Origin of the sequence: Bifidobacterium pseudolongum subsp. globosum (assembly GCF_004155535.1) — a bacterium.
Taxonomy (GTDB): Bacteria; Actinomycetota; Actinomycetes; order Actinomycetales; family Bifidobacteriaceae; genus Bifidobacterium; species Bifidobacterium pseudolongum_C.
Map to the genome: position 1 here is coordinate 1 of NZ_RYUH01000012.1, position 24,895 is coordinate 24,895.

Here is a 24,895-nt window from a genome sequence, read left to right on the forward strand (position 1 = left end):
ACCATGCACGACCAGACCGGCATGCCGCAGCGATACGGCACCGGCATCGAATGGAACGACTTCCACAGGAGCACGCCATGGCAAGACAGCAACTAGTCAAAAGGACACACATTTTGGCGTATAACCCAAACGTTGGCACGGCAACAAAAAACGCCACTCCCGTGCAGGAGTGGCGCTGTACAAGTGGAGCCGCGGGGAATTGAACCCCGGTCCGGTGACCGTACCCTCGTTCTTCTACGTGCGTAGTCTGCTGGCCACAGAGGGCAGTTTTTCGGCTCCCATCAATATCGCAGACAACAGATGGCGAGCCTAGCTGCAGCAAAAGTCCCTATGTCACCCTGCAGTGCAATGACACAGGCAAGTCTTCTTAACGACGCTCAGCATCTCCCCGAAGACACGGGAGAGTGAACGGAGCGGCTGCTCGCTGGTTAAGTCCTGACTAAAAATCAGGCAGCGAGAGCGAACTCAGTGCGGTTAGATTTAGCACTTATTTTGTTCACAGAGAACATCACGAGCGGACTCTGCATTCTCGGCACGCTTCACCGAAGCGAACAGATCACCGTCGAAACCGATCGGCCCCTTTTGAATTATCAAACTCACCGGCGCAAAGCCGGACTTTTCAATATAGCACGCCCCGCGCGCACACGCAAGACGCACAGCATGCCCAACACCCGCACGCCACTGGGTGCGGGTACGAATAAAGTCGGTTCCACACGCACGTACACAGGAAGGCGAGAAGAGCGGCATGGCCACACGCAAACAGATCGCGGAACTCGCAGGGGTCTCACAGGCGACCGTCTCACGCCTGCTCAACGGCGACGCCAAGCTGCGCATCACCGCGCAGACACGTCGCCGCATCATGCGCGCGGCCGCCCAACTCGGCTACACCGCGTTCACGAGCCGCATGATCGCCGTGCTCAACGCGCCGCCGGAGATCGATGAACTGCAGGACGCCTACTTCCAGTCGTTGCGCGAGGAACTGCGCACCGCCGCAGAAGAGCAGGGGTCGACGCTCGCGTTCTTCGCATCGATCGACGAACTGATAGACGCCGCCGACGACTACGACGGATTCATCGCGATCGGCCCCGCCACGTTCACACGCGAACAGCTTGGGCAGTTGCGCCGCGCGTTGCCGTACGGCACGTTCATCGACACGAACCCGGCCCCCGACTGGTTCGACTCGGTGCGCCCCGACCTGAGCCAGACCATGCTCGACGCGCTCGACGCACTGCAGGGCGCCGGCCACACGCGCATCGGCTTCATCGGCGGCATCGGCGCGATCATGGGCCTGCACAACCAACCCGAGGACATCCGCACGCTTGCGTTCACCGACTGGAGCCGGCGTCTGCATCTGGACAACGACGCGCTGATCTACGCCAGCGGCCCGTTCACCGTGGACAACGGCCGCGCGCTCGCCGAGCGCATGCTCGCACAGCACTCCCCCGACGCACTGCCCGACGCGCTTGTGGTGGCGTCCGACCCGATGGCCGTTGGCGTGCTGCAGGCACTCGCCGCGGCCGGCGTGCGTGTGCCGCACGACATGGCCGTGGTGAGCGTCGACAATCTGCCGATCTGCCAATACACCGCGCCCGCATTGAGCTCGTTCGACATCGACCGGCATGAACTCGTATACACCGCGCTCGAAACACTCACCGACGCGATTGCGCGCGACCGGGCCACGCGCCGGCATATCCTCATCTCGACGAAGCTGATATGCCGCGCGAGCTTCCAGCCGCCGCAACCGCAGTGAGCGAGCTTGCGCGCCTGATTCACACGAGGCGCATCGTCACATCGAGCGTCAGTTCGCGCGCGGCGTCGAGCTGATAGCGGTCGTGCACGGGCGCGCCCCACGAATCGTCGCCGCCGACGCCCATCTGCCCGGCGAGCATGCGCAGGAACATGTGCCGCGGCTTCGGCAGCTCATCCTGATGCGTCGCCGCCTCTATGGTCAGCGTGTCGTATGGCAGCAGGCTCAGCGCGAGATCCGTTCCGGGGCGCGCGGATTCGACGAGCAGGCCATGGCCGTCTTCGTCGGTGACGCGCGCCCAGCGCACATGCGCATGATTGCCGGTCTCCTGCGGCACGAGATAGGGTTGCACATCGTCGAACGCGGTCGTGCGCCATGCGCCGACTTTCGCGCGGTCACGGTCGGCATAGGTCTCCCATGGGCCGGGGCCATAGAACTCTAACTGCGAATAGCGTACGGGCAACACCCATTCAAGGCCGAAGAGGGGCAGGCTCGGCGCGTCCGCCTCGCCCGGCCATGTGGCCTCGACGTGCAGCTGCATCGCGCTATCGATGCTGTAACGCACCGGCACAGTGGTGTGCGCGCCATCCGCGAGCTCATACCAGTATTCGCCGGTGAGCTCGCCACGGCCCGGATCCCATTCCACCTGCCCGATGCCGGTGACCACGCGCGCATAGCGCCCTGCGCCGAACCATTGCGCGCGGTCGAAGCCGCTGCTGGCACCGCGGTCGTTGTCGGTCAGCGGGCGGAATGTGATGAGTCTCGGCACGCGGGATACCATCTCCCGCGCGCCGTCGCGCATTGAGACGATGCCGCCCTGCGTGCGCGACAACAGCATCTCACGCGACCCCAGCCTCATGCCGCCGTTCCAACGCCCCAGCGCGACGCGCGCACCGGATTCCACCGCGGCCGGGGTGCGCCATGCGGCGAGCGCACGCTCGTCGAGCGGCCGGGCGCACTGCCCCCAGGCGAGCTCGTGGCCGGCGTCGGCCCACGCGGTGTCGTGCGCGAGTCGTTGGCTCACTTCGTAGACCACTTCGTGCGCATGCAGTGCGCTGTCGCCGTTGGACGGCTGCACGTCCTCGACCGGCGGAAACGCCAGGTCGAGCACGCGCGTCTCGCCGGCGGGCACGTCGAGCGTGCGCGCGGTGCTCCACACTTCCCGCCCGTCGATCAGCATGCGCGCCACGAACACGCTGTCGGCCGTGCCGACGAACACATTGCCGTTGTGCACGAGCACACGGTCGGGCTCGACTCTGATGCGCACGGGCGCATACTGCGCTTTCACTTCCTGCGCTTTCGCCGATGGCGTGCGGTCGGCGAACACGATGCCGTCGCCGCTGAAGTTCATGTCGCTCGGCCTGTCGCCGAAGTCACCGCCGTACGCGAGCCGCTCCGTGCCGTCCTCCAACTGCTGCCACAACGCCTGGTCGATGAAATCCCAGATGAAACCGCCTTGGTAGTGCGGGTAACGCTCAAGGGCGGTGTATTCACTCAGCCCGCCGAGCGAATTGCCCATCGCGTGCATGTATTCGCACGAGATGTACGGCTTGGTCGGATTGTGCTCAAGGTACTCGCGGATGTCGTCGGGCTTCGCGTACATGCGCGATTCGAAGTCGGAGATTGCGCTGTACGCCTGGTTCCACTGCACACCTTCGTAATGTACGGGGCGCGTGGGGTCCCATGCGTGGCACCGCTCCCCCATCTGTTCGATCACCGTGCCCGCGTACGACTCGTTGCCGAGCGACCACGCGACCACGCACGCATGGTTGCGGTCGCGCGCCACCATGCTATGCGCACGGTCCACGCACGCGGCGAGCCACATCGGGTCATCGCCGGGGATCGACTTGCCATCCGTCACGTCGCCGGGCAGATTCCAGCTGCCATGTGTCTCCAGATTGGCTTCGTCGATCATGTAGATGCCGTATTCGTCGCACAGTTCGAGCCACCGGGTCTGGTTCGGGTAGTGCGAGGTGCGCACCGCATTGATGTTGTGCTGCTTCATGAAGCGCACATCCCACAGCATGTCCTCTTCGGTGACGCTGCGGCCGAGCCGTGCGTCGAATTCGTGGCGGTTGACGCCGCGCAGCACGATCCGCTCCCCGTTGAGCGTGAAGACGCCATGCTCGATCTCGACATGGCGGAATCCAACCACCGCGCTTGAGGTCTCGACCAGCCGTCCCTCGGCATCACGCACCAGCACGTCGACGCGGTACCGGTTCGGCTCCTCGGCGCTCCATGCGCGCACGTCGGCGATCGCGGCGCGCACGCGCAGCACCGCGTCATCGGCCGACGCCGGCTGCCGATCCACGTCCAGCGTCGTCTCCCACAACGGCATGTCCGCCGCGCATACACGAACATCGGCGCTATGTGCGGTGGCGTCGCCTTCGAGCGCAAGCCGTAGGTCGAGCACACCGCACTGCGCCGCGACATCCCAGTCGGCGGTCGCCTGCATGTCGCGCACATGCACGCGCGGGCGCACGTCGAGGCGCACGCTGCGGAACAGTCCATGGAAGCGCCAGCAGTCCTGGTCTTCCAGCCAACTCGCGCTCGAGTACTGGAAGCACGCGACGGCGAGCGTATTGCCTTCCTCGTGCAGCGCGTCGGTCACGTCGAATTCGCTCGGCGTGTATGCATCCTCCGCATACCCGACGAATGCGCCATTGAGCCACACGTAGATCGCGGTCGCCGCGCCGTCGAACGTCAGCGAGACGCGCTCGCCGGCGCGCAACGCCTGCTGCACGCGTGGATCGGCGTCGAACGTCCGGCGGTAGAGTGCCACGAGATTGCTGTTGGGCACATGCGGCGCCTGCGGCTGCTCATGCCCGTCCCACGGGTACTGGATGTTTACGTATTGCGGGCGCATGAGCCCCTGCGTCTCCAGGCAGCCAGGCACGCTCACATCCGCATATCCCGTGTCGTCGAAACACGATGAGGCGAACGCCGGCGGGATGTGCGCGGTCTGCCAGCGCTCGTCCTTGCTTTCCATCGGCAAACGGTCGAGGTGCGACGGCACGACCCGCGCGCGCCATACACCATCAAGCGACTGCCGCAACGTGCCGGACGCGCCGTCGACGGTCACATGGTCGGTGTGCGCGGGCAACCGGTTGACCGCGAAGACGGCTGGGTCGACAAGCCAGCGCACGCTTGGCTGGCCAAGCTGTGCGCGTTCCTCCCCGGCCGGAAGTGCCATGCCCCCTTTCCTGGCGGCATCCAAGGCCGTGCCGCGCGGCGGTTCCATGTGCGTGGTGGTATCTGACTGTGCCATTCCTGCTCCTCGTCGTAGCGTTGGTGCGAACGCGGGCTGCGTCGCCCGTGGTTCTTGTGCGTTCTCGATAGTAAACTATTTATCAAAAATGTGCAAGATGAACGCACTCCATAGAACAACTCAGTCGATATACCGTGTGCTCACCAACCCCCTTGCCCTACCTCAATATCGCGATATATCAGCAAAAACCGACACGCCGAACAACCCATACGCAACACTACCGTTTTCCCACACGTCGATAAACTTATTTACCTATATAAGTAAAGTCTGCATCTGCAAGAGATCAATGAGGATCACCCATCACTGGAGGATGACATGACCACAACAACACCTCGGCCAACATCGCAGTCGGCCACGCACCATGGGCACACCAAGGCCAAGGGCTCAACAGGGCAACATGTTGCGTTCGCAATCGGCAATCTGGGGCAGGCGGCGTTCTACAACGCAATGAGCACGTTCTTCATGACCTACACCACGACCGCGTTGTTCGCACGAACCGACCGGGCGGTAGCCGCACGCATGATCGCCCTGATCACCTCGCTCGTCGTGGCGATCCGCATCGCCGAGATCTTCCTTGACCCCCTGCTCGGCAACATCGTCGACAACACGCGTACACGCTGGGGCCGGTTCCGCGTCTGGCAGTTCATCGGAGGCATTGTGCCATCCGCGCTGCTCGTCGTCGTGTTCACCGGCATCTTCGGGCTCGTGAACGTCAACACCACATGGTTCATCGCGGCGTTCATCGTCACCTTCATCCTGCTCGACGTGTTCTATTCCGCGCGCGACATCTCCTACTGGGGCATGATCCCCGCCCTATCGAGCGATTCGCATGAGCGCGGCGTCTACACGTCGCTCGGCACGCTCACCGGCTCGCTCGGGTACAACGGCGTCACCGTCATCGTCATCCCGATCGTGAGCTACTTCACGTTCCGCTTCACCGGAGAGCACGCACAAGGGCAGCCCGGTTGGACCGCGTTCGCGGTCATCATCGCACTGTTCGGACTGCTCACCGCATGGACCGTGGCCTTCGGCACGCGCGAACAGCACAACGAACTGCGCGGCAGCGACGAACACTGCAAGCCGCTGGACGCGTTCAAGGCGATCGGGCGCAACGACCAGCTGTTGTGGATGGCGTTGAGCTACCTGCTGTACGCGGTGGCGAACGTGGCGACGACTGGCGTGCTGTTCTACCAGTTCACCTATGTGCTCGGCATGCCGGAGCAGTTCGCGCTCGCCGGTGTGATCCCCGTGGTCACCGGCCTGCTCACGACCCCGCTCTACCCGCTGCTCAACCGCGTGGTTCCACGCCGGTGGCTGTTCACTGCAGGCATGGCGCTGATGATCGCCGGCTATGCGATGTTCATCGCCGCGCCGCGCAATCTCGCGGTCGTGATCGTCGCGCTCGTGCTGTTCTATCTGCCCGCGCAGACGATCCAGATGACGGCGATCCTGACGATGACCGACTCGATTGAATACGGCCAGCTCAAGACAGGACGCCGCAACGAGGCCGTGACGCTCAGCGTGCGCCCGATGCTCGACAAGATCGCCGGCGCGTTCTCGAACGGCATCGTCGGATTCGTCGCCGTGGCCGCGGGCATGGTCGGGTCGGTGTCCGCTGCCGACATGACCGCAGGCAACATCCACACCTTCACCACATGGGCATACATCGTGCCATCCGTGGGCATTGTGCTGAGCCTCGTGGTGTTCCTGACCCGCGTGCGAATCGACGAAAAGCGCCATGCGCAGATTGTCGAGCAGCTCGAGGCGCGCCTCGCCGACACCGCGCGGTAAGCGGCGCCCCAAGGTCATTTGATGATCGGGCGCGCCGTGGCGGAGACGTTGATCTGCTTCTTGTCGCCGATCACGTTCGGGTCGTTCATGATCTTGTCGACAATGGCCATCTTGAGCTTCAAGTCCGAATCGTCGCCCCACACGATGCTGATGCCGTTGTCGAGCTGCGTCGTGATCGAATCCTGCGTGTTCGCCTGCACCTTGACGATGGCGTTGCGCATGGATTCAGGCAATGCGTCGAGAATCACGAGCGCCGACTGCACCGCGCGCTTGCTGAGCGCTTTGCCGACATTGTCCACCTCGATGACCGGAATGCCCTGCACGGACTGCGCGGACCCGTTGACCGCATTGAGGTTGCGCGCCTTGCTGTCGACCGCCGTCAACGTGTTTCCCGACGGCTCCTTGAGCATGGCGGCCGGCCGTTGGGCGGTGACCGAGACATGCAGGCCGTTGGGGAATTTCTTCTCGGCGGTGGCCGACGAGACGCCCGGGATCTGCGACAGCTGCTGCTCGACCGCGCCGTCGGAGACCAAGAGCAATGATTTGCCCGCCTGCCGCTTGGCGATCGCCATGATCTGCTCGTTGCTCACCCATTCGTTCGCGCCCGACGCGCTGATGTTGTTGGGTTCCAATCGCAAGACCGGCGAGAAGAAGAGCAGCCATACGAGCGCGACCACCGCCGCCAGCGCGGCGAACGCCACGGCCACACGGGCGGCGATGCGCCGTGTGTTGGCCTTCCGCTGCTCCTTCTGCCGCGCCGCGAAGTCCACGACCTTGGGTCGTGTGGCCACACCGATCGCGCCCGCCGTCTCCTGCAGTGTCTTCGCCACCACATCCTCGCTCGGCAGGTTGTTCGCGTCTACGAACGCGCCCGGCCTCGTCGCCCCGGTGCGTTCCTCGACAATGCGCGGTTTCTTGACCTGCGCGCGCGCCTGCTTCGCCGACCGCCGGCGCGCCACGGCGTCGCCGGCCGCGGCGAACACCAAGCGCACGGATCTGCGCCTCTTGCGGGGCTGTGATGCCGCCACCGACTGTTCCGCATGGCTGGCTGCGCCGGTGTCGCTGTCCACCGCCGTGTGTGGCGTGTGTACGGCGCCGGAAGCCACCGACCGGGCGGCGCGCCCGGACTCGTGCGCGGTGTGCGTGCCCGATGACGCGCTGCGCGCCACCCTGCGGCTGCCGGATGGTGCGCCATTGCCCGAACTCGCCGATCGCGCGACACGCTTGGCGGGCACGGCATGGCCCGAACGTGTGGAACGTGCCGGCTTGTCGGGGGTCTCACCGGACGGTGAGGAGCTGACGGAACGGCCGGCCATCATGCATCCTTGCCATGGTGCGCTTCGAGCACATGCACAATGACCGGACCCATTGTGGTGATGTCCCCGGCGCCGACGGTGAAGATGACGTCGCCCGGCTTGGCGCGCATCGCCACCATCTGCGCGGCCGTGGCCATGTCCTCCACCACGTCGATCGGCGTGGCACCTTCCGCGGCGGCGTCGGCGATTGTGTGCGCATCGACGCCCGGGAAGTCCTCCTGCCGTTCGCGCGCCGGGAACACGCCCGTCACGATCACGTCGTCCGCTTTGGCGAGCGCCTGCGCGAATTGCGGCGCAAAGAACTTGGTGCGTGAAAACAGGTGTGGCTGGAACAGCACATGAATCGTGGCGTCGGGGTAACGCCGGCGCGCCGCGTCGAGCAATGCGCCGATCTCGGTCGGGTGGTGCGCGTAGTCGTCGACGACCGTGACTCCGCCCACGGTGCCGCGAATCTGGAACCGGCGCGCCGCCCCCAGGAATGTCGACGCGGCGCGCGCGGCGTCCTGCGCGGGCATGCCGAGTTCGATCGCCGCGAGGATCGCCGCCGTGGCGTTGCGCGCGTTGTGCAAGCCCGGCACGGCGAGTGTGACCGGCAGTACCATGTCTTCACCAGCCACTGCGGCAGGGATGTCGAGCGTGAACTGCTCGCTGCCACTGCCCGCGTGCTCCTGCTCGGCAACGATGTGCACGTATTGCGCGCCGTTCAGATCACCCAATGCGCTGCGTTCGCTCGTGCCGTAGGCGATGGCGCGCGCACCGTCCGCCGGGTCGAGTGCGCGCAGCACGGCGAGCGCACTGCTGTCGTCGGCGCACACGATCACGTGGTCCAACGCGTGGCTCATATGCTCGGCAAACGCGCGCTGGTAGTGCTTCTCGTCGCCGTAGTGGTCGAGATGGTCGGCTTCGGCGTTCGTCACGATGGCGATGGTGGGGCGGTATTTGCCGAAGCTGCCGTCGGATTCGTCCGCCTCCGCCACAAGCACGTCGCCCGTGCCGGCATGGCCGCCGTCGAGCACGGTGCCGTCTGGACCTTGGATCGATCCGCCGATGGCGTAGCTCGGGTCGGCGAGCGCATCTTCACCACCATGGAGCAGGATGTGCGCGAGCATCGAGCTTGTAGTGGTCTTGCCGTGCGCGCCGGCCACGGTCACGGCGCGTGTGCCGTGCATGAGCAGGGCGAGGATGTCGCTGCGGTGCACGATGTGCGCGCCATGTGCCTGCGCCTCCACGATTTCGGGATTGCTGGGCTTGATGGCGCTCGAGTAGACGACGACGCGCGCATCGTGCACATTGTCGGCGCGCTGCCCGATTTCGACGGGGATGCCGAGCGATTCGAGGCGGTCGGTCTTCGGGCCGCGCTGGCTGTCGGAACCGTCGACCGGCACATGGTGTTGGTGGAGCATCTCGGCGAGCACGCTCATGCCCGCTCCCCCGATGCCGATGAAATGGGTGCGGCCCAGATCTGCCACGGTCTGCTGCTCGTCGAACTGTGCGGTGGTGGGGTCGAGCGTCACCGTCTGTGCGTCATGCGTGCTACTCACGTGAACTCCTCAAGTATCGTGTCTGCTGTCTTGTATCGGTCTTGCTGTTGTATTGCCTGTGCTGGCGCCGGTGGTCACCTGCACCAGCGCGCGTCGCCTGCGATGGTGAGGATGCGCTGCGCCATGCGGTCGGCGGCGTCGCGGATGCCGTATTGCCATGCGTTGCGGCCGTAGTCCTGCAAGGTCTGTGGATCTGCGAGCAATTGCGGCACATGGGATTCGACCCATGCTGCGGTGAAGTCGCGGTCGTCCACGAGCAGGCCACCGCCCGCCTGGACCACTGGTTGTGCGTTGAACCGCTGTTCGCCGTTGCCGATCGGCAGCGGCACGTAGACGGCGGGCAGGCCGAGTGCCGTCAGTTCGCTCACCGAACCGGCGCCTGAACGGCAGATGACCAGGTCGGCGCACCCGAAGGCCTTGTCGATGCGTTCGAGGTACTGCGCCACATGGTAGTCGTGTCCCGGTTGCGCGTCATCGCCGAGGCCGGTCAGCACCTGCTCCCCCGCATGCTGCGCCACGAGCTCGCGCACTTCGTCGATCTTGCCTTTGCCGGTCAGGTGCACGATCTGCGCGTCGCGCACGAGTGTGCCGGATGCCTGGGCCACCGCCCGGTTGAGGCTGACCGCGCCAAGCGAGCCGCCGGTCACCACGATGATCGGCCTGTCCGGGTCGAGCCCGAGTTCACGGGCGCTGTCGCGGCGCACCTGTGCGCGGTCGGTTTGCATCCGCGCGGCCAAGCGCGCGATGGCGGGTCGCAATGGCAGGCCGACGCGCTCGACCTCGCCTTCACCGCCGGCTTTGAGTCCGGTGCCGTCGTATGCGGTGCCGATGAACGTGGCCCATTTGGCGCCGAGCTTGTTGGCCATGCCGGCGCGCGCGTTCTGCTCGTGGATCACGATCGGCACGCCCATGCGGTGCGCGGCCGCGTACGCCGGCGCCGAGGCGTAGCCGCCGAAGCCCACGACCACATCGATGTGCTCGTCCTCGATGAGCTGCCTGACCTTGGCGGTCTCACGCTTCCATTTGAACGGGAACTGCAGGGCGGCTTTGTTGGGGCGCCGCGGGAACGGCACCTTCTCGATCGTTTCGAGACGGTAGCCTGCCTGCGGCACCAGATCCGCCTCAAGTCCCACCGCGGTGCCCAACGTGATGATCGACGCATCCTCCGGATCGCGCGCGGCGATCGCGTCGGCCACGGCGAGCAATGGGTTCACGTGCCCCGCCGTGCCGCCGCCGGCCAGCAGGATGTGCTTTGCTTCTGTGTTCATGGTGTTCCTTTGCATACGCCTGGGGTTGCGTTACGACCGTTGCCGTTCGGCCGCGATCTGCGGCTGTGAACGCATCATGCTCATCGACGCACCCGCCGCCGCCAAACATAGGATAAGCGATGAACCGCCCGCCGACACAAACGGCAACGGCACACCCATGACCGGCAGGATGCCCACGACCACGGCTATGTTCACGAGCGCCTGCCCCACGATCCACACCGTGAAGCACAACAGCGCCATGGATGTGTAGCGGTTCGGTGTGCGCAGCGCCACGACGATCATGCACCATGCGATCACCGCGAACAGCAGGAGCACGAGCACGGCGCCCACGAACCCGGTCTCTTCGCCGATGATCGCGTAGATGAAGTCGTTGTGCGCTTCGGGCAGGTAGTTCCACTTCTCACGTGAATTGCCCAGACCCACGCCCAGGAAACCACCGGAGGCCAGCGCGTATTTGGCGTGCGTGGCCTGGTAGCAGGCGTCCTGCATGTCACTCGCCGAACACCCCTGGTACGTGGCCAGGATGCGGCGCATGCGGTTGGGACTCATGATCGCGAACAGCACGCAGGCCCCGGCCAGGCCCACGGCGAGCGCACCGAGCCATTTGCGCGGGAAATCGCTGAAGCAGAACGCCACAAGGCCAATGAACACCAGGATCATCGTGGTGCCGAGGTCCCTGCCCGCCAACACCAGCACGAGCAGGATGCCGTATGTGCCGAACGCCCACAGATAATCCTTGATATGCGTCGGGGCACCCCGCTCATGGCGTTTGCCGACTTCGACAAGCAGTTTGGGCAGCGTGATGCACAGCACGAACTTGACCAGCTCGGCGGGCTGGAACGTGGCGAAGCCGAGGTTGATCCACCCTTTGTTGCCGTTGACCTCAACACCCAATGGGGTCAGTGTGAGGAGTTGCATGAAGCCCGCCACGGCCACGAGCGGCATGCAGAACCTGGCATACACACGATATGGCAGCACCAATGTGACCGCAAAGGCCACAAGGCCGATGATGCAGAACTTCGCCTGATCCAAGGCCTGGCTCCATGGTGTGGCGCCCACCGCCACCATACTCACCGAAGAGCTCGAGAACACCATGACCAGGCCGAACACCATGAGCATGAACACGCACAGGGCGAATCCGTGGTAGCACCAGATCGGATTGAGCAGCATGCGCCAGCCCCGGTAGGCTGAAAAATCGGCGGCATGGCTTTGGGGCTGGGTGGCGCGCGCCGTCGGCGCGTCGTGCGCGGCGGTGTTCTGGCTCGCTCTTGTGCGGACCGTGTATTGCCGTGGTGTCGTGCTGGCGCCCCGCGAGGACGCGGAGCGCGCTTTGCGCTCAGGCTGCGGCATGCTCATCCACCCAACGCCGCGATTCGCTGGCGAACTGGTCACCGCGGTCGGCGTACGAGACGAACTGGTCCATCGAGGCGCACGCCGGTGCGAGCAGCACCACATCGCCCGGGGCCGCAAGCGCGGCCGCCGCGTCCACCGCACGCTGCATGACCGACCCGGCGTCTGCGGGGTCGATCACAGTGAGCGGCACGTCGGGGGCGGATGTGCGGAATGCCTCGAGCATCGGTTCCTGGTCCACACCGATGATCACAGCTGCCTTCATGCGGTCGTGTTCCTGCGCCACGAGCTCCTCGAAGCGTCCGCCCTTGGCGAGACCGCCGGCGATCCACACCACGCTGGACGGGGCGAAGCTCTTGAGCGAGGCCTGTGCGGCGAGGGCGTTCGTGGCCTTGGAATCATCCACGAAGCGCACCGGCGCGCCGTCGGTCGTCAACCGCGCGACCTCCTCGATGCGGTGGCCGCCGGGCTTGAAGCCTTGCAATGCCTTCACCGCCGCGGCGTGGTCCACGTCCATCGCATACACCAGGATCAGCGCGGTCAGCGCATCGGCGAGCAGGTGCGGGTAGACGGTGCCATCGGGCTCGGTCAGATGCGCGAAGTCGGCGACGCGCGCGATGCGGGTCTCCTCACCCACTTCACCGCCGGCGATGCCGCTCATATCCACGATCCACCCGTCGCGCACGCCGATCTGCCCGGCCTGCGGTTCGGCGAGCGTGAACCCCACATGCACGCAGCCTTCGGCGGCGCGCGCCTCGGAGGCGAGCTCAGTGACGCGCGCGTCCTGCGCATTGTAGGCGATGACGCGGCGCGCGCCGTCGTAGACCTTCGATTTGTCTTCGGCATAGCGCTCAAGGCCGCCGTGCCAATCAAGGTGGTCGGCGCCGATGTTCGTGATCGCGGCCCCGGCCAAGGCGAGCGAATAGGTGAAATGCAGCTGGAACGAGCTCAGCTCGACGCACAGCACGTCGTTCGCGGGGTCGAGCGCGGCCTGCGAGACCGCTTTGCCGATGTTGCCGACGGCCGGTGCCTGCAATCCGCAGGCCGTGAGCATGACCGAGACCATCTCGGTGGTGGAGGTCTTGCCGTTCGTGCCGGTGATGCCGATCCACGGCGCCGGCTCGCCTGTGCGCGCGTTGTCCACACGCAGCAGCCACGCGAGTTCGACCTCGCTGATCACCGGAATGCCACGCTTGCGCGCCTCGACGATGAACGGCGTGCGCGGCGTGAAGACCGGCGACGTGCACACGAGGTCCACGTCGTCCCACACGATGTCGTCAAAGGAGCGCAGGTCGGCGTCTTCCTTGCGTTCATCGACGCTGATCACGCGCGCCGCGCGATCGCGCAGAATATCCACCATGCTCTGCCCGGAGATGCCCAGGCCCGCCACTACGACTGTGCTGCTGTTGAGATCCATGTCTCGTCCTTTCCCTGACGTTACCGATGCCGCTTATGGTCGCGCCTCCGGTCACAGCCCCGAGCGCACGACCCAGTCCGCGTAGAAGATCATGAGGCCGATGATCACAAACATGAGCTCGACCATCCAGAACCGCACGACGACCTTGCCTTCCGTCCACCCGCACAATTCGAAGTGGTGGTGGATCGGCGCCATCTTGAACACGCGCTTGTGCGTCATCTTGAAATACCCGACCTGGATGATGTCGCTGAGTGTCTCGATCACGAAGAGGCCGCCGAGGATGATGGCGAGGAATTCGGTGTGCGTGGCGATCGACATGGCCGCGAACAGGCCGCCGAGGGCGAGCGAACCGGTATCGCCCATGAAGATCGACGCCGGGTTGCAGTTGTACCACAGGAAGCCTAGGCATGCCACGGCCGCGCAGCATGCGATGACCGTCAGGTCGAAGGGGTCGGACACCGCATAGGTGAAGCCGGGGTGGCCCGATCCGCGCAGATGGTAGCTTTCCCAGAACGCGATGATGCCGTAGCCGGCGAACGCGACCATCGAGGACCCCGCGCACAGGCCGTCGAGGCCGTCGGTCAGGTTGACGGCGTTCGTCCACGCCGCCATCAGGAAGTTCACCCAGATCACGAACAGCACGATGGCGAGGAACCGGCCCGCGAAGTCAAAGCTCAGGAACGGCGTCTCGATGAAGCTCATGCCGGCCTGCGCGCTTGGGAACCCGGATTTGGTGGGCAGCATGAGCGCGAGCACCGCGTAGATCGTGGCCAGGATGAACTGGCCGATGAACTTGCCTTTGACGGTGAGTCCCTCATTCTGTTTCTTGCGCACTTTCGCGAAGTCGTCGATGAAGCCGAGCAGGCCCATCGAGGCCATCGCGAACAGGGTGAGGACCGCGGACCACGACGGCACGATGTGCTGGCTGCAATACCGGTACAACGCACTGGCGCCCCAGCCGAGCAGCACCGCGAGCACGATGACGACGCCGCCGAGCGTCGGCGTGCCGCGCTTGACCTGGTGCGACTGCGGGCCGTCCTGCCGGATGTACTGGCCGTAGTGCAGTTTGTGCACCACGCGAATGAGCGTTGGCGTTCCGATCATCGTGATGACGAGGGAAACCACTATTCCAATGATGAGCGCTATCACCTTACGGTTCTCCTATTCGTTGTGGGCGCGCGTGGCGGCACGCCGCATCGCGCGCCGTTACGCGCGTTCCTCGTTCCAGCGGGTGGCGAGTGAGCTCAGGCCCGAGGCATGCGACCCTTTGAGCAGCACGACCATGCCTTCATGCGTGCGTCCCAGATCGCGCACAATGCCGTCTGCCTCGTCGATGGTGTCCACGCAGAACACGGCGTCTGTGTCTATCGCGGTGCGCGCGCCTTCGGCGAGGTCGTGCGCCAGTGCGTTGAGGTGCGGGTCATTCCCGCCACCGACCGCGATGAACGCGTCGGCCCCGTTCCGGGCGGCGTAGGCGCCGATGTCATGGTGGGCCTGCGCCTCGTCACCGCCGAGTTCGAGCATGGCGCCGAGCACGGCCACGCGTGTGGGCTGCACGGCGTCGCCGGCGTGCCATGCCATCATGCCGTCGATGCCGGCGCGCATCGAATCGGGGTTCGCGTTGAACGAATCGTCGATGAGCGTGAACCGCACATCGCCTTCCTGCACCACGCTCACGGCCATGCGGTGCGCGCTGATCGCATGCACCGAGTTGAGCACGGCGGCGATGTGCTCGAGCGGCATGCCCTCCAAGCGCGCCACGCTCGCGGCTGCGAGGGCGTTCATGATGTTGTGCCGTCCGGTGATGCCGAGTTTCACACGCTGTTCCACACCGGCTTCGCTGACGAGCGTGAACACCGGGTGCCCCAGATCGTCGAGGTTGATGTCGTCCGCGGCCACATAGCCGTCGCGCTCATGCACCTGCGCGTGCTCGATGCCGAACCACACCACCTTGCCCGGCGCGATGTCCTGCATGCGGGCCACGCGGGCGTCGTCGGCGTTGAGCACCGTCACGCCGTCGTTGAGCAATCCGCGCACGATCTCGCTTTTCGCCTGTGCGATGTGTTCGACCGAGCCGAATTCACCCAGGTGCGCCACACCCACCTTCAGCACGATGGCGATGTCGGGCGGCGCGATCGTCGTCAGATGCGCGATCTCACCAAGGTGGTTGGCGCCCATCTCCGCCACCAGATAGCGGGTATGCTCGTCCACTTCGAGCGCGGTGAGCGGCAGGCCTATCTCGTTGTTGAACGAGCCGACCGGGGCCACGGTCTCACCGAGGGTGGAGAGCAACGCCTTCAACAGGTCCTTCGTCGTCGTCTTGCCCACCGAACCAGTGATGCCGATGATCGTGAAGGGAGCGGCCTCGTTGCGGCGCATCCGCAGGTTCGCCTTGGCGAGCTCGCCCAACGCGGCCACACCGTCTTCCACGATGATCTGCGCGATGCCGGCGTCTGGCACGGCATGCTGTACCAGCGCCGCCACGGCGCCGTTGTGCGCGGCCGCATCCACGTAATCATGGCCGTCCACATGCTCGCCCGCGATTGCGACGAACAGCGAGCCGGGCTGCGCGAGCCGCGAATCGGTGACCGCCGAGGTGACCTCGGTCCCTTCGTCCATGGCGGCACCGGCCGCCGCATGGCCGTCCACACTGGCCATGACCTGCCGCAACGTCATCTTCATCATATGCATTCTCCTTGCACTGCGCGGTATGGAACCGCCGGTTCAGTTCAGTTCCCTCGACACGCGCAACGCGCTGCGGATGCTGCTTTTGCGGATGCCGGCCGCAAGCACCATCGCGATGGCGAGCGACAGCGGGCGCGAAGGCCCGGTGCCCAGGTCGGCCTGGATCGCCATCATGTCGGTCTCATCGGTGCGCACGGCCACATGCGTGTTGTCGTCCAGCACGCAGCCATACCGTTCGCACACCTGTGCGAGCGCCTGTTCCACATCCGTGTTGCGCGTCTCGCCGTCATAGCCGATCACGTCGACCCCCACGCTTTCGAGCGAGCCGGCGGCGAGCGTCTCGTCGTCAAGCGCGATGATGACCGCCGCCACGCCGTCTTCCACACACACCGACAACACGCGCTGCACCGAGAAGGCGTCGACCGGGTAGGTCAGGTCGAGGAACCGTTCGAGCGATTGCGAATCGCCCTTGCAGAGGGTGCCCACCGGGTTGCCGAGCATATGCAGGAACTGCGCGATCGCATCCACGTCTTCACGCAGGCGCTCGTTGCTGGCGCCCGCGACCGCGAACACGGCGATCGATTCGGAGGGCATGCCGGCGATGCCCGCGGCGAGTTCGCCTATCTGCTGCGGCGTGGGGTCGGCGAACAGGATCGGGATCTGCTGGTCGTCGATCGCATTGCGCATGGAGGTGGGCAGCAGCATCGCGTAGGCACCTCGCTGCACGGCGAGCGCCACACGCGCCTTTTCGATGCGCTCGCCGGGGATGAACAGCGCCCCGGGCGTCACCGATTCCACGTCGTTGGCGAGCGATGTCACGGTCACGTCGCGCGCGAAACCGGGCACGAGCGAGAACCCGTAGCGGTCCTCGAGCATGCCCAGCGTCAGACGCTGTGACGTCGTTTCACTGATTGCGCTCATCGTTGCTCCTCTTGTTGGGTGGTCGTCATCTGCTGGTCGCTCACCATTCCACCGGAATCGCGTTCTTGCGTTGCGGGGAGTTCGGCACTTCGTATTTCTGCATCAGGAATTCGCCGATCTGCGCGAACACCGGGCCCGCCGTCAGACCACCATAGCTGCCCTCCGGGTCCTTGAGCACCACGGTCACCACGAACCGGGGGTTGTCGGCGGGGATGATCGCGGAGTAGTCGCTGATGAGCGAGCTCAGCTTGCCGTCGGGGCCGGCCACTTCGGCGGTGCCGGACTTGGAGGCCACACGGTAGCCTTTCACGCCGGCGAACCCTTGAGAGGAATAGTGTTCCGACACGGATTCCATCGCGTTGAGGATCTGCTTGGAGGCCTCTTCGTCGATCACACGCGTGGATTCCTTCTGTTCGGGCGTGGTGCTTCTGCCGTCAGGGGTGGTGATGGATTTGATGATCGACTGCGGCTTGAGCACGCCTTGGTTGGCGATGACCGCGATCGCGTTCGTCATCTGCAGCGCGTTGACGGTGTAGCCCTGGCCGAAGAGCACGGTGTTGCGTGTACGGCCGTCCCATGTCTGCGGCTGGGTGAGCAGGCCCTGCGATTCGCCCGGCAGGTTGAGGCCGCTCGGCTGGCCGATGCCGAATTTGGTCAGGTATTCGTAGCGCTTCTGGTCCGAGAACGCATCGGAGGCGAGGATCGTGCCGATGTTCGAGGATTGTTCGAGCACGCCGGCGAGCGTCCAGTGCTCGGCGCCGTGGTTGAACGAATCCTTGTAGGTCTGCCCGTCGAGCGTCAGCGAATCGGGCACGGTGAATTTGTCGGACATCTGGTGCAGGTGTTCCTGCACGAGCCCCGACATGGTGAAGACCTTGCCCACGGACCCCGGTTCGAAGGTCTGGCTCACCGAACGCGCCACATTGAGTTTGGCGTCGTCGCTGCCGGCTTCGATCTGGTCGGTGTCGGCGAGCGCCAGGATCTGCCCGCTCTGCACGTCCTGCACCACGGCGATGCCCCACGCCGCCTTGTATTTCTCCTGGCTGTCCTTGAGGATCCGCTCCACGCGCCACTGGATGTCGCGGTCGATCGTCAGCTGCACGTCCGCGCCGTCCGCCGCGTCCTTCGCATCGGTCATCGTGCCGGGGATCTCTTCGCCGCCGTTGCCCTGCTGGTAGATCTGGTAGCCGTCGGTGCCGGTCAGCGTCTTGTCTTCGACCTGTTCGATGCCGGCCACGCCCTTGCCTGCGTCATCCACGCCGCCGAGCAGCGCGCCCATGAGGGTGCCGTTCGTGTAGATGCGCTCGTTGCTCAGTTCGCCATACACGATGCCGCCCAGATGCAGGTCGGCGATCTTGCGCTTGACTTCGGGCGTCACGTCTTTCTTGAGGATCGCGTACTGGCCGGTGCCCGAAAGCTTGCCACCGAGTTCGGCCGCGTTCATGCCGAGCACCGGTGCGAGCAATTGCGCCACGGCGGCCACACCGGTCGTCTGCAACGGTTTGCCGTCGAGCTCATGGCAATAGTCGCGTGTGCGCGTGGTGCATGTGGTGGGCTCGAAATCCTGTGCCGCCTCCGGATTGCCGATGATCGTGTAGCGCTCCACGCTTTGCGCGAGCACCGCGCCGTTCGTGTCGGTGATCTTGCCGCGCTTGGCGCTCAACACCGCTTTGACCGTGCGGTTCTGCGTGGCGGCCTGTGCGGTGCTCGCGCCGTCGATCAATTGGATGCGCACCAATTGTCCAATGCACAGCAGCGCCACAATCAGCATGACGATGCCCATGATCGAGGCCTGCTTGACGCGCCGGGTAAGTCGTGACCAAGAGAACGAACGCATCAGTGTGCCCCTTCCCCGGCGGGCTGGTAGCCCTGCAGGTCGATCGACAGCGACCCCTTGGCGGGTTCCATGTTCATCTTCTGCGCGCGCTCAGGCAGCGTGGCTTCCAATTGCGCGAGCCTGGCCTGATCGTCCTCCACGTCTTGCTGCAGCATCGTGATGTGCTGCTCGATGCGCGAGGCCTCGAATGAGTTGGAGCTCATCTGCGTGCGCAACAGCAGTGCGCCCAGCAGGCATGCGCCCAGGAACACGACGGCCACCACGATATGCACAAGCGGCGTGGACCGTGATTTGGTCCACGCCCAGAACGCCGCCAATCCGCGTTTCTCGGACCCGTTGGCGCTGCGGTTCGACACCACATGCAGCTGGGGCCGCTGCGTGCTGCGCGCCTCATGGCTTTGGCGCCCGGCCGGCGCCGCGTTCGAACGTGTGGAACGTGCTGCGGATCCCATGGATCAACCCCTCTTTCCCCGGCGGTGCCCAGTGGAGCCATGGCGCGCCCCCGCGCGCTGCATGGAACCGTCCGCCTCATGCTCAAACCGCCGGCGCCAACGCTGCGGCACCGGACGGACCAATTCGACGGCGCGAAGACGCACCGAGGTGGCGCGCGGATTGTGCTCGCGCTCCTCGTCGTCGGCCATCACCGCGCCCTTCGTGAGCGGCGCGAAGAACGGCTGCATGTCGTCCGGGACGACAGGCATGTCGGCAGGCGCATCCACCCGGGTGCCCTGCATCATGAACGATTTGACCGTCTTGTCTTCGAGCGAGTGGTACGACTCCACCACAAGCCGGCCGCCCACCGCAAGCCGGTTGGCGATCTGCGGCAGCGTGCGCGCGAGCTTCTCCAATTCGCCGTTCACCTCGATGCGCAACGCCTGGAACACGCGCTTGGCTGGGTTGCCGCTGCCGCGGTGGGCCTGCGGGATCACACGGTCCACAAGCGCGGTCAACTGCCGCGAGCTCGTGAGCGGTTCGTTCACGCGCGAGCGCACGATCTCCTGGGCGATCTGGCGCGCAAAGCGCTCTTCGCCATACGCTTTGAAAATGTGCGTCAACGCAGCGGCGTCATAACGTTCGAGCACCATCTGCGCGGTCAGGGGCTGCGAGACGTCCATGCGCATGTCGAGCGGGGCGTCGTGCGCGTACGAAAAGCCGCGCTCGCGCTCGTCGATCTGCAGGCTCGACAGCCCCAGGTCCATGAACACGGCCTGCACGGCGTCGATGCCACGCTCCTCGAGCACGCGCGAGAAATCGTCGAATGCCGCATGCACGGGAATGAACCGGCCGCCAAGCCCCTCCTGTTCGACGCGCGCGGTGGCCATGCGCAGCGCCTCGATGTCGCGGTCGATGCCGATCAGGCGCGCCTGCGGGGCGGCTTTGAGGAACGCGATGCTGTGGCCCGCGAGTCCGAGCGTGCAGTCGATGGCGACCGCGCCCGGCGTGCGCAATGCGGGCGCGACAAGGTCCACGCACTGCTCGAGCAGCACGGGCTGGTGAATGTGCGCGTAATCCGTCATCTACCACTCCAGTTCCGGCAATACGTCGGATGTGATGTCCGCATAACCCTGTTCATGTGCGGTCAGGTAATCCTCCCACGCCTGCTTGTTCCAAATCTCGGCCCGTGTACCCACGCCGATGATGACGATCTCGTCACCAAGGCCGGCGTAGTCGCGCAGCATCTGCGGAATCAGCACGCGCCCCTGCTTGTCGGGGTCCTGGTCGACCGCGCCCGACAGGAACATGCGCAGGTATTCGCGCGCGGCCCTGCTGCCCATCGACGTCTTCTGCATCTGCATGGCGATGCGCCGGAACTCCCGTTGGGGCAGCACGTACACGCAGCGCTCCTGACCACGGGCCATGACCATGCCGCGGCCCAGCTGCGCACGCATTTTTGCCGGCAACGCCACACGCCCTTTGGCGTCGATCTTGGGGGTGTATGTGCCCAGAAGCATCGGTGGCATCTCCAGCGACATCGGATCGGGGGCGGGCTCGTCAGTCGATGGCAACTGCGCATCGGTCAGGCTTGCCATCAGTCACCTCCGAACCGCACCTCAATATGTCCGCATCTGCCTTCAGGTACCCACTTTACCCCACCACTCACCTAAAATCCCCACCGGCCGCCAAAACACGCCGTCGGCGTGACCAACATGCACCATTTCCACACGATGTGGCGCTCGTAGCCGCCGTTTGCTACGCTTGTGTGGCTCAAGTTTCAGACAGGGGACCAACGTTCAAATGTCACAGTATTCAGCACAGTTGCAGGAAGAGCAGCGCATGACGGACCGCGCATACGCGCGCCTTGACGCGCTGCGGGCGCAGGCAAGGGAACGGTTGAGCGACGTGCGTGCCGCGGGGTCGCACGGTTCGCCCACGCAACGCACCGAGCGTGACTCCTTCGCCACGATGTACGAGGACCGCCTGGCGCAATTGCGCGCCGTCGAGGACCGCCTCGTGTTCGGCAGGATCGACAACACCTTGGGCGAACGGCGGTACATCGGGCGCATCGGCCTTTCCGACGAGCGGCACGAACCGATCCTCACCGACTGGCGCGCCGAGGCCGCGCGCCCGTTCTACGAGGCCACGCCGTCGCACCACGGCGACATCGTGATGCGTCGCCACATCACCCTGCACTTCCGCACCGTGGCAGGCATCGAAGACGAGGTGCTCGACGTGCATTCGGCGCATGTGAACACGGCGAGCGAGCAGGGCACGCTGACCGGCGAAGGCGCGCTGCTGGCGTCGCTGGGCTCGCGGCGCACCGGCAAGATGACCGACATCGTGGCCACGATCCAGGCCGAGCAGGACCGGATCATCCGCACCGACCTCGCCGGCGCCCTCGTGGTGCAGGGCGGCCCCGGCACCGGCAAGACGGCCGTGGCGCTGCACCGCGCCGCCTACCTGCTGTACACGCACCGCCGCCGGCTCGAACGCTCCGGCGTGCTCGTGGTGGGCCCGAGCGAGGACTTCCTGCACTACATCGACCAGGTGCTCCCCTCCCTCGGTGAGACCGGCGTGGTGAGCCGCACGATCGGCGATCTGATCCCCGGCGTCGTCACGCAGCACGTTGACGAACCGCACGTGGCCCAGCTCAAGGGTGAACGGCGCATGGCCAAGATGATCGCGAACGCGGTGGCCGCGCGCGAACGCGTGCCCTCGCAGCTGCCCATGATCACGGTCAACGGCGTGTCGGCGCCTTTGCGCGCCGCCGATTTCGAGACGGCGATCGCCGACGCGCGCCGTACACGCCAGCCGCACAACAAGGCCCGCGAGACCTTCGTCTCGTCGATGCTCTCGATGGTGCGCACGCGCGTCGTCGAAGAGCTCGACTACACGCCCGAACAGGCCGAGCTCAACGACATCATGGCGCAGCTGCGCATGAACGACAAACTGCGCGTCACGCTCAACCTGGCGTGGCTGCCGATGGACGGCCGCTGGCTGCTCGACCAGCTGTTCTCGAAGCCCGCGCAGTTGCGCCGGTTCGCGCCATGGCTCAGCGACGAGCAGGTCAGCATGCTCACCCGGCCCAAGGGCGCCCCGCTCACGCTGTCCGACATTCCATTGCTCGACGAGGCGCTCGAACTGCTGGGTCCCGACCCGCACGAACAGGCGCGCCAGGCGTCGCGCGACGCGCAGCGCGCCGAAGAGGAGCGCTACGCCCAGGAGACGCTCGCGCAGGCGGGCATCGGGTCGGGCATCGTCTCGTCGAAGATGCTCGCCGACCAGATGCGCGGCGATTCGTCGGAACTGGTCGCGCAGCGCGCCGCCGCGGACCGCGAATGGACCTATGGGCACATCGTCGTCGATGAGGCGCAGGAACTGACCGCCATGGACTGGCGCATGCTCATCCGCCGCTGCCCGTCGCGCTCGTTCACGATCGTGGGCGACGTGGCGCAGACCTCGGCGCTCGGCGGCACGCGTGACTGGCGCACGTCGATGAACGCGTTGTTCGGCCCACAGAACTGGAGCCTCAACGAGCTGACGATCAACTACCGCAACCCGCGTGAGGTCTCCGACCTCGCCGCGCGTTTCGCTGAAGGCGAAGGGCTCTACATCTCCACCGTCAAGGCGATTCGTTCGGTGCCCGATTCGGTGCAGCGCGTGAGCGTGGCGGATCGTGCGGCGCTGTACGCCGAGGTCGCCGAGCAGACCCTTGATCTGGCCGGTTCGTACCTTGTGGGCGACGGCACAGGCCGCGTGGCCGTCATCGTCCCCGACGAACTGCGCGATGCCGTGCGGGCCGCCGTGCACGAAGCCGTGGCGCACAGCACGCTCGCGCGCAGCGGCGTCCGGTTCGACGAGCAGATCATGGTGTGCGGCGCGCAATCGGTAAAAGGCCTTGAATACGATGCGGTTATGGTTGTGGAACCAGGACTCATCGAGCAGGAGGCGCCCACACGGCTCTCCGCGGCCTCCGACCTGTATGTGGCGCTCACCCGCCCCACGCAGCGTCTGCTTATAGTCCGGACACAAGCAGACGAAACGCTGCTCGATTTGTAAGGTGGTGCATATGCCGAAAGCTCTATTACTTGAAAACATCCATCCCCTGGCCGCCCAATCCCTGCGCGACCACGGGTTCGAAGTCGAGACGATGAAGGGCGCGCTTGCCGAGGACGAGCTCATCGAGGCCCTCGAAGGCGTGGACCTGCTCGGCATCCGCTCGAAGACAACCGTGACCGCCAAGGTGCTCGACGCGCGCCCCACGCTCACCGCGATCGGCTGCTTCTGCATCGGCACCAACCAGGTCGACCTCAACCATGCGGGCCGCCGTGGCGTGGCGGTGTTCAACGCGCCGTATTCCAACACACGGTCCGTGGTGGAATTGGTGATCTGCGACATCATCTGCCTGATGCGCCGCATCCCGGCGCACACGCACCACCTCAAGCATGGGCTGTGGGACAAAACGGCGTCCGGTTCGCACGAGGTGCGCGGCAAGACGCTCGGCATCATCGGCTACGGCAACATCGGCTCACAGCTTTCGGTGCTCGCCGAGGCGCTCGGCATGCGCGTGGTGTTCTACGACCTCGACGAAAAGCTCGCGATGGGCAACGCCCAGCGCTGCGACACGCTCAATGAATTGCTCGAGCAGTCCGACGCCGTGACGATCCACGTGGACGGACGCAAATCCAACACAGGGTTCTTCGGCGAAGACGAGTTCGCCCACATGAAGCAGGATGCGATCTTCATCAACTGCTCACGCGGGTTCGTGGCGGACCTCGACGCGCTCAAGCGCCACCTCGACAGCGGGCACCTTTCCGGCGCGGCCGTGGACGTGTTCCCGGTCGAGCCGAAGAAGAGCGGCGACCCCATCGTCACGCCGCTCGCCGACGAGGACAACATGATCCTCACCCCGCACATCGGCGGCTCCACGCTCGAAGCGCAGGAGGCCATCGCCCAGTTCGTCTCGCAGCGTCTTGAGGATTACTGGCTCAAGGGCTCCACGATGCTCAGCGTGAATCTGCCGCAGATCACCTTGAGCGACTACCGCGGGGCCGCACGCATCGCCCACCTGCACGCCAACCTGCCGGGCATCCTCGCCTCGGTCAACCAGGTGCTCGGCGAACAGGGCATCAACATCTCGGCGCAGGCGCTCGGAACCGAAGGCGACCTGGGGTACGTGGTGACCGACGTGGCCAACAAACCCGACGAGCGCACGCTCGACGCGTTGGCCTCACTGACGGGCACGATCCGCATGCGCGTCATCGAATAGGCCGTGAGGTATGGCAAAGGCCCGGAGCCTTCAAGCTCCGGGCCTTT

General features: G+C 65.4%; 17 protein-coding genes and 1 other RNA gene. 4 read left to right on the top strand and 14 right to left on the bottom strand.

Going from position 1 to position 24,895, the window contains the following annotated elements; all coding sequences use genetic code 11:
- Window positions 1-181: 181 nt before the first annotated feature.
- Window positions 182-580, bottom strand: a transfer-messenger RNA (tmRNA) gene (gene ssrA / locus PG2093B_RS06440).
- A 165-nt stretch (window positions 581-745) separates the two neighbouring features.
- On the opposite strand from ssrA, the gene PG2093B_RS06445 reads away from it, so the two are divergent.
- The gene (locus tag PG2093B_RS06445; protein ID WP_129897797.1) at window positions 746-1,750 is read left to right on the top strand and encodes a LacI family DNA-binding transcriptional regulator; all 1,005 of its coding nucleotides are present in this window, start codon (window positions 746-748) and stop codon (window positions 1,748-1,750) included.
- 19 nt (window positions 1,751-1,769) lie between these two features.
- Here PG2093B_RS06445 and PG2093B_RS06450 read toward each other — a convergent pair whose 3' ends face one another.
- Window positions 1,770-4,940 carry a glycoside hydrolase family 2 TIM barrel-domain containing protein gene (locus PG2093B_RS06450; RefSeq protein WP_165369730.1) on the bottom strand — a complete coding sequence of 1,057 codons (3,171 nt, stop codon included), beginning with the start codon at window positions 4,938-4,940 and terminating at the stop codon, window positions 1,770-1,772.
- 390 nt (window positions 4,941-5,330) lie between these two features.
- Between PG2093B_RS06450 and PG2093B_RS06455 the strand changes: the two genes are divergently transcribed.
- Complete coding sequence (locus PG2093B_RS06455; protein ID WP_129897798.1) at window positions 5,331-6,806, top strand: glycoside-pentoside-hexuronide (GPH):cation symporter; 1,476 nt, start codon at window positions 5,331-5,333, stop codon at window positions 6,804-6,806.
- A 14-nt stretch (window positions 6,807-6,820) separates the two neighbouring features.
- Here the strand turns inward: PG2093B_RS06455 and PG2093B_RS06460 are convergent, their stop codons facing one another.
- The 12 genes from PG2093B_RS06460 to mraZ form a co-directional block, all read right to left on the bottom strand.
- Window positions 6,821-7,912, bottom strand: a complete 1,092-nt coding sequence (locus tag PG2093B_RS06460) for a cell division protein FtsQ/DivIB (protein WP_431520216.1) — start codon at window positions 7,910-7,912, stop codon at window positions 6,821-6,823.
- Between the two features lie 209 nt (window positions 7,913-8,121).
- Window positions 8,122-9,663, bottom strand: a complete 1,542-nt coding sequence (gene murC, locus PG2093B_RS06465) for a UDP-N-acetylmuramate--L-alanine ligase (protein WP_129897799.1) — start codon at window positions 9,661-9,663, stop codon at window positions 8,122-8,124.
- Window positions 9,664-9,737: 74 nt separating this feature from the next.
- Window positions 9,738-10,931 (bottom strand): undecaprenyldiphospho-muramoylpentapeptide beta-N-acetylglucosaminyltransferase, encoded by a 1,194-nt coding sequence (gene murG, locus PG2093B_RS06470; protein ID WP_129897800.1) that lies wholly within the window; start codon window positions 10,929-10,931, stop codon window positions 9,738-9,740.
- A 30-nt stretch (window positions 10,932-10,961) separates the two neighbouring features.
- On the bottom strand, window positions 10,962-12,287 hold the full coding sequence (locus PG2093B_RS06475) for an FtsW/RodA/SpoVE family cell cycle protein (protein ID WP_129897857.1): 1,326 nt from the start codon (window positions 12,285-12,287) through the stop codon (window positions 10,962-10,964).
- Window positions 12,268-13,698: a UDP-N-acetylmuramoyl-L-alanine--D-glutamate ligase gene (murD, locus tag PG2093B_RS06480; protein WP_129897801.1), complete on the bottom strand. Its 1,431-nt coding sequence runs from the start codon at window positions 13,696-13,698 to the stop codon at window positions 12,268-12,270. The genes PG2093B_RS06475 and murD overlap by 20 nt, the downstream gene beginning before the upstream one ends.
- 51 nt (window positions 13,699-13,749) lie before the next feature.
- A complete protein-coding gene (gene mraY / locus PG2093B_RS06485; RefSeq protein WP_129897802.1) occupies window positions 13,750-14,847 on the bottom strand; it encodes a phospho-N-acetylmuramoyl-pentapeptide-transferase in 1,098 nt (365 codons plus the stop codon).
- A gap of 57 nt (window positions 14,848-14,904) precedes the next feature.
- Window positions 14,905-16,383, bottom strand: a complete 1,479-nt coding sequence (locus tag PG2093B_RS06490; RefSeq protein ID WP_129897803.1) for a UDP-N-acetylmuramoyl-tripeptide--D-alanyl-D-alanine ligase — start codon at window positions 16,381-16,383, stop codon at window positions 14,905-14,907.
- Between the two features lie 39 nt (window positions 16,384-16,422).
- Window positions 16,423-17,304 (bottom strand): UDP-N-acetylmuramyl peptide synthase, encoded by an 882-nt coding sequence (locus PG2093B_RS06495; RefSeq protein WP_129897804.1) that lies wholly within the window; start codon window positions 17,302-17,304, stop codon window positions 16,423-16,425.
- A 40-nt stretch (window positions 17,305-17,344) separates the two neighbouring features.
- Complete coding sequence (locus tag PG2093B_RS06500; RefSeq protein ID WP_431520217.1) at window positions 17,345-19,087, bottom strand: peptidoglycan D,D-transpeptidase FtsI family protein; 1,743 nt, start codon at window positions 19,085-19,087, stop codon at window positions 17,345-17,347.
- Between the two features lie 53 nt (window positions 19,088-19,140).
- Window positions 19,141-19,593 (bottom strand): hypothetical protein, encoded by a 453-nt coding sequence (locus PG2093B_RS06505; RefSeq protein ID WP_129897806.1) that lies wholly within the window; start codon window positions 19,591-19,593, stop codon window positions 19,141-19,143.
- 3 nt (window positions 19,594-19,596) lie between these two features.
- Window positions 19,597-20,658 carry a 16S rRNA (cytosine(1402)-N(4))-methyltransferase RsmH gene (gene rsmH / locus PG2093B_RS06510; protein ID WP_129897807.1) on the bottom strand — a complete coding sequence of 354 codons (1,062 nt, stop codon included), beginning with the start codon at window positions 20,656-20,658 and terminating at the stop codon, window positions 19,597-19,599.
- The gene (gene mraZ, locus PG2093B_RS06515) at window positions 20,659-21,114 is read right to left on the bottom strand and encodes a division/cell wall cluster transcriptional repressor MraZ (protein WP_225532120.1); all 456 of its coding nucleotides are present in this window, start codon (window positions 21,112-21,114) and stop codon (window positions 20,659-20,661) included. It lies immediately after the preceding gene.
- Window positions 21,115-21,376: 262 nt separating this feature from the next.
- Between mraZ and PG2093B_RS06520 the strand changes: the two genes are divergently transcribed.
- Complete coding sequence (locus PG2093B_RS06520) at window positions 21,377-23,638, top strand: HelD family protein (RefSeq protein ID WP_129897808.1); 2,262 nt, start codon at window positions 21,377-21,379, stop codon at window positions 23,636-23,638.
- A gap of 10 nt (window positions 23,639-23,648) precedes the next feature.
- Window positions 23,649-24,848, top strand: a complete 1,200-nt coding sequence (gene serA, locus PG2093B_RS06525; RefSeq protein ID WP_095507968.1) for a phosphoglycerate dehydrogenase — start codon at window positions 23,649-23,651, stop codon at window positions 24,846-24,848.
- Window positions 24,849-24,895 lie beyond the last annotated feature (47 nt).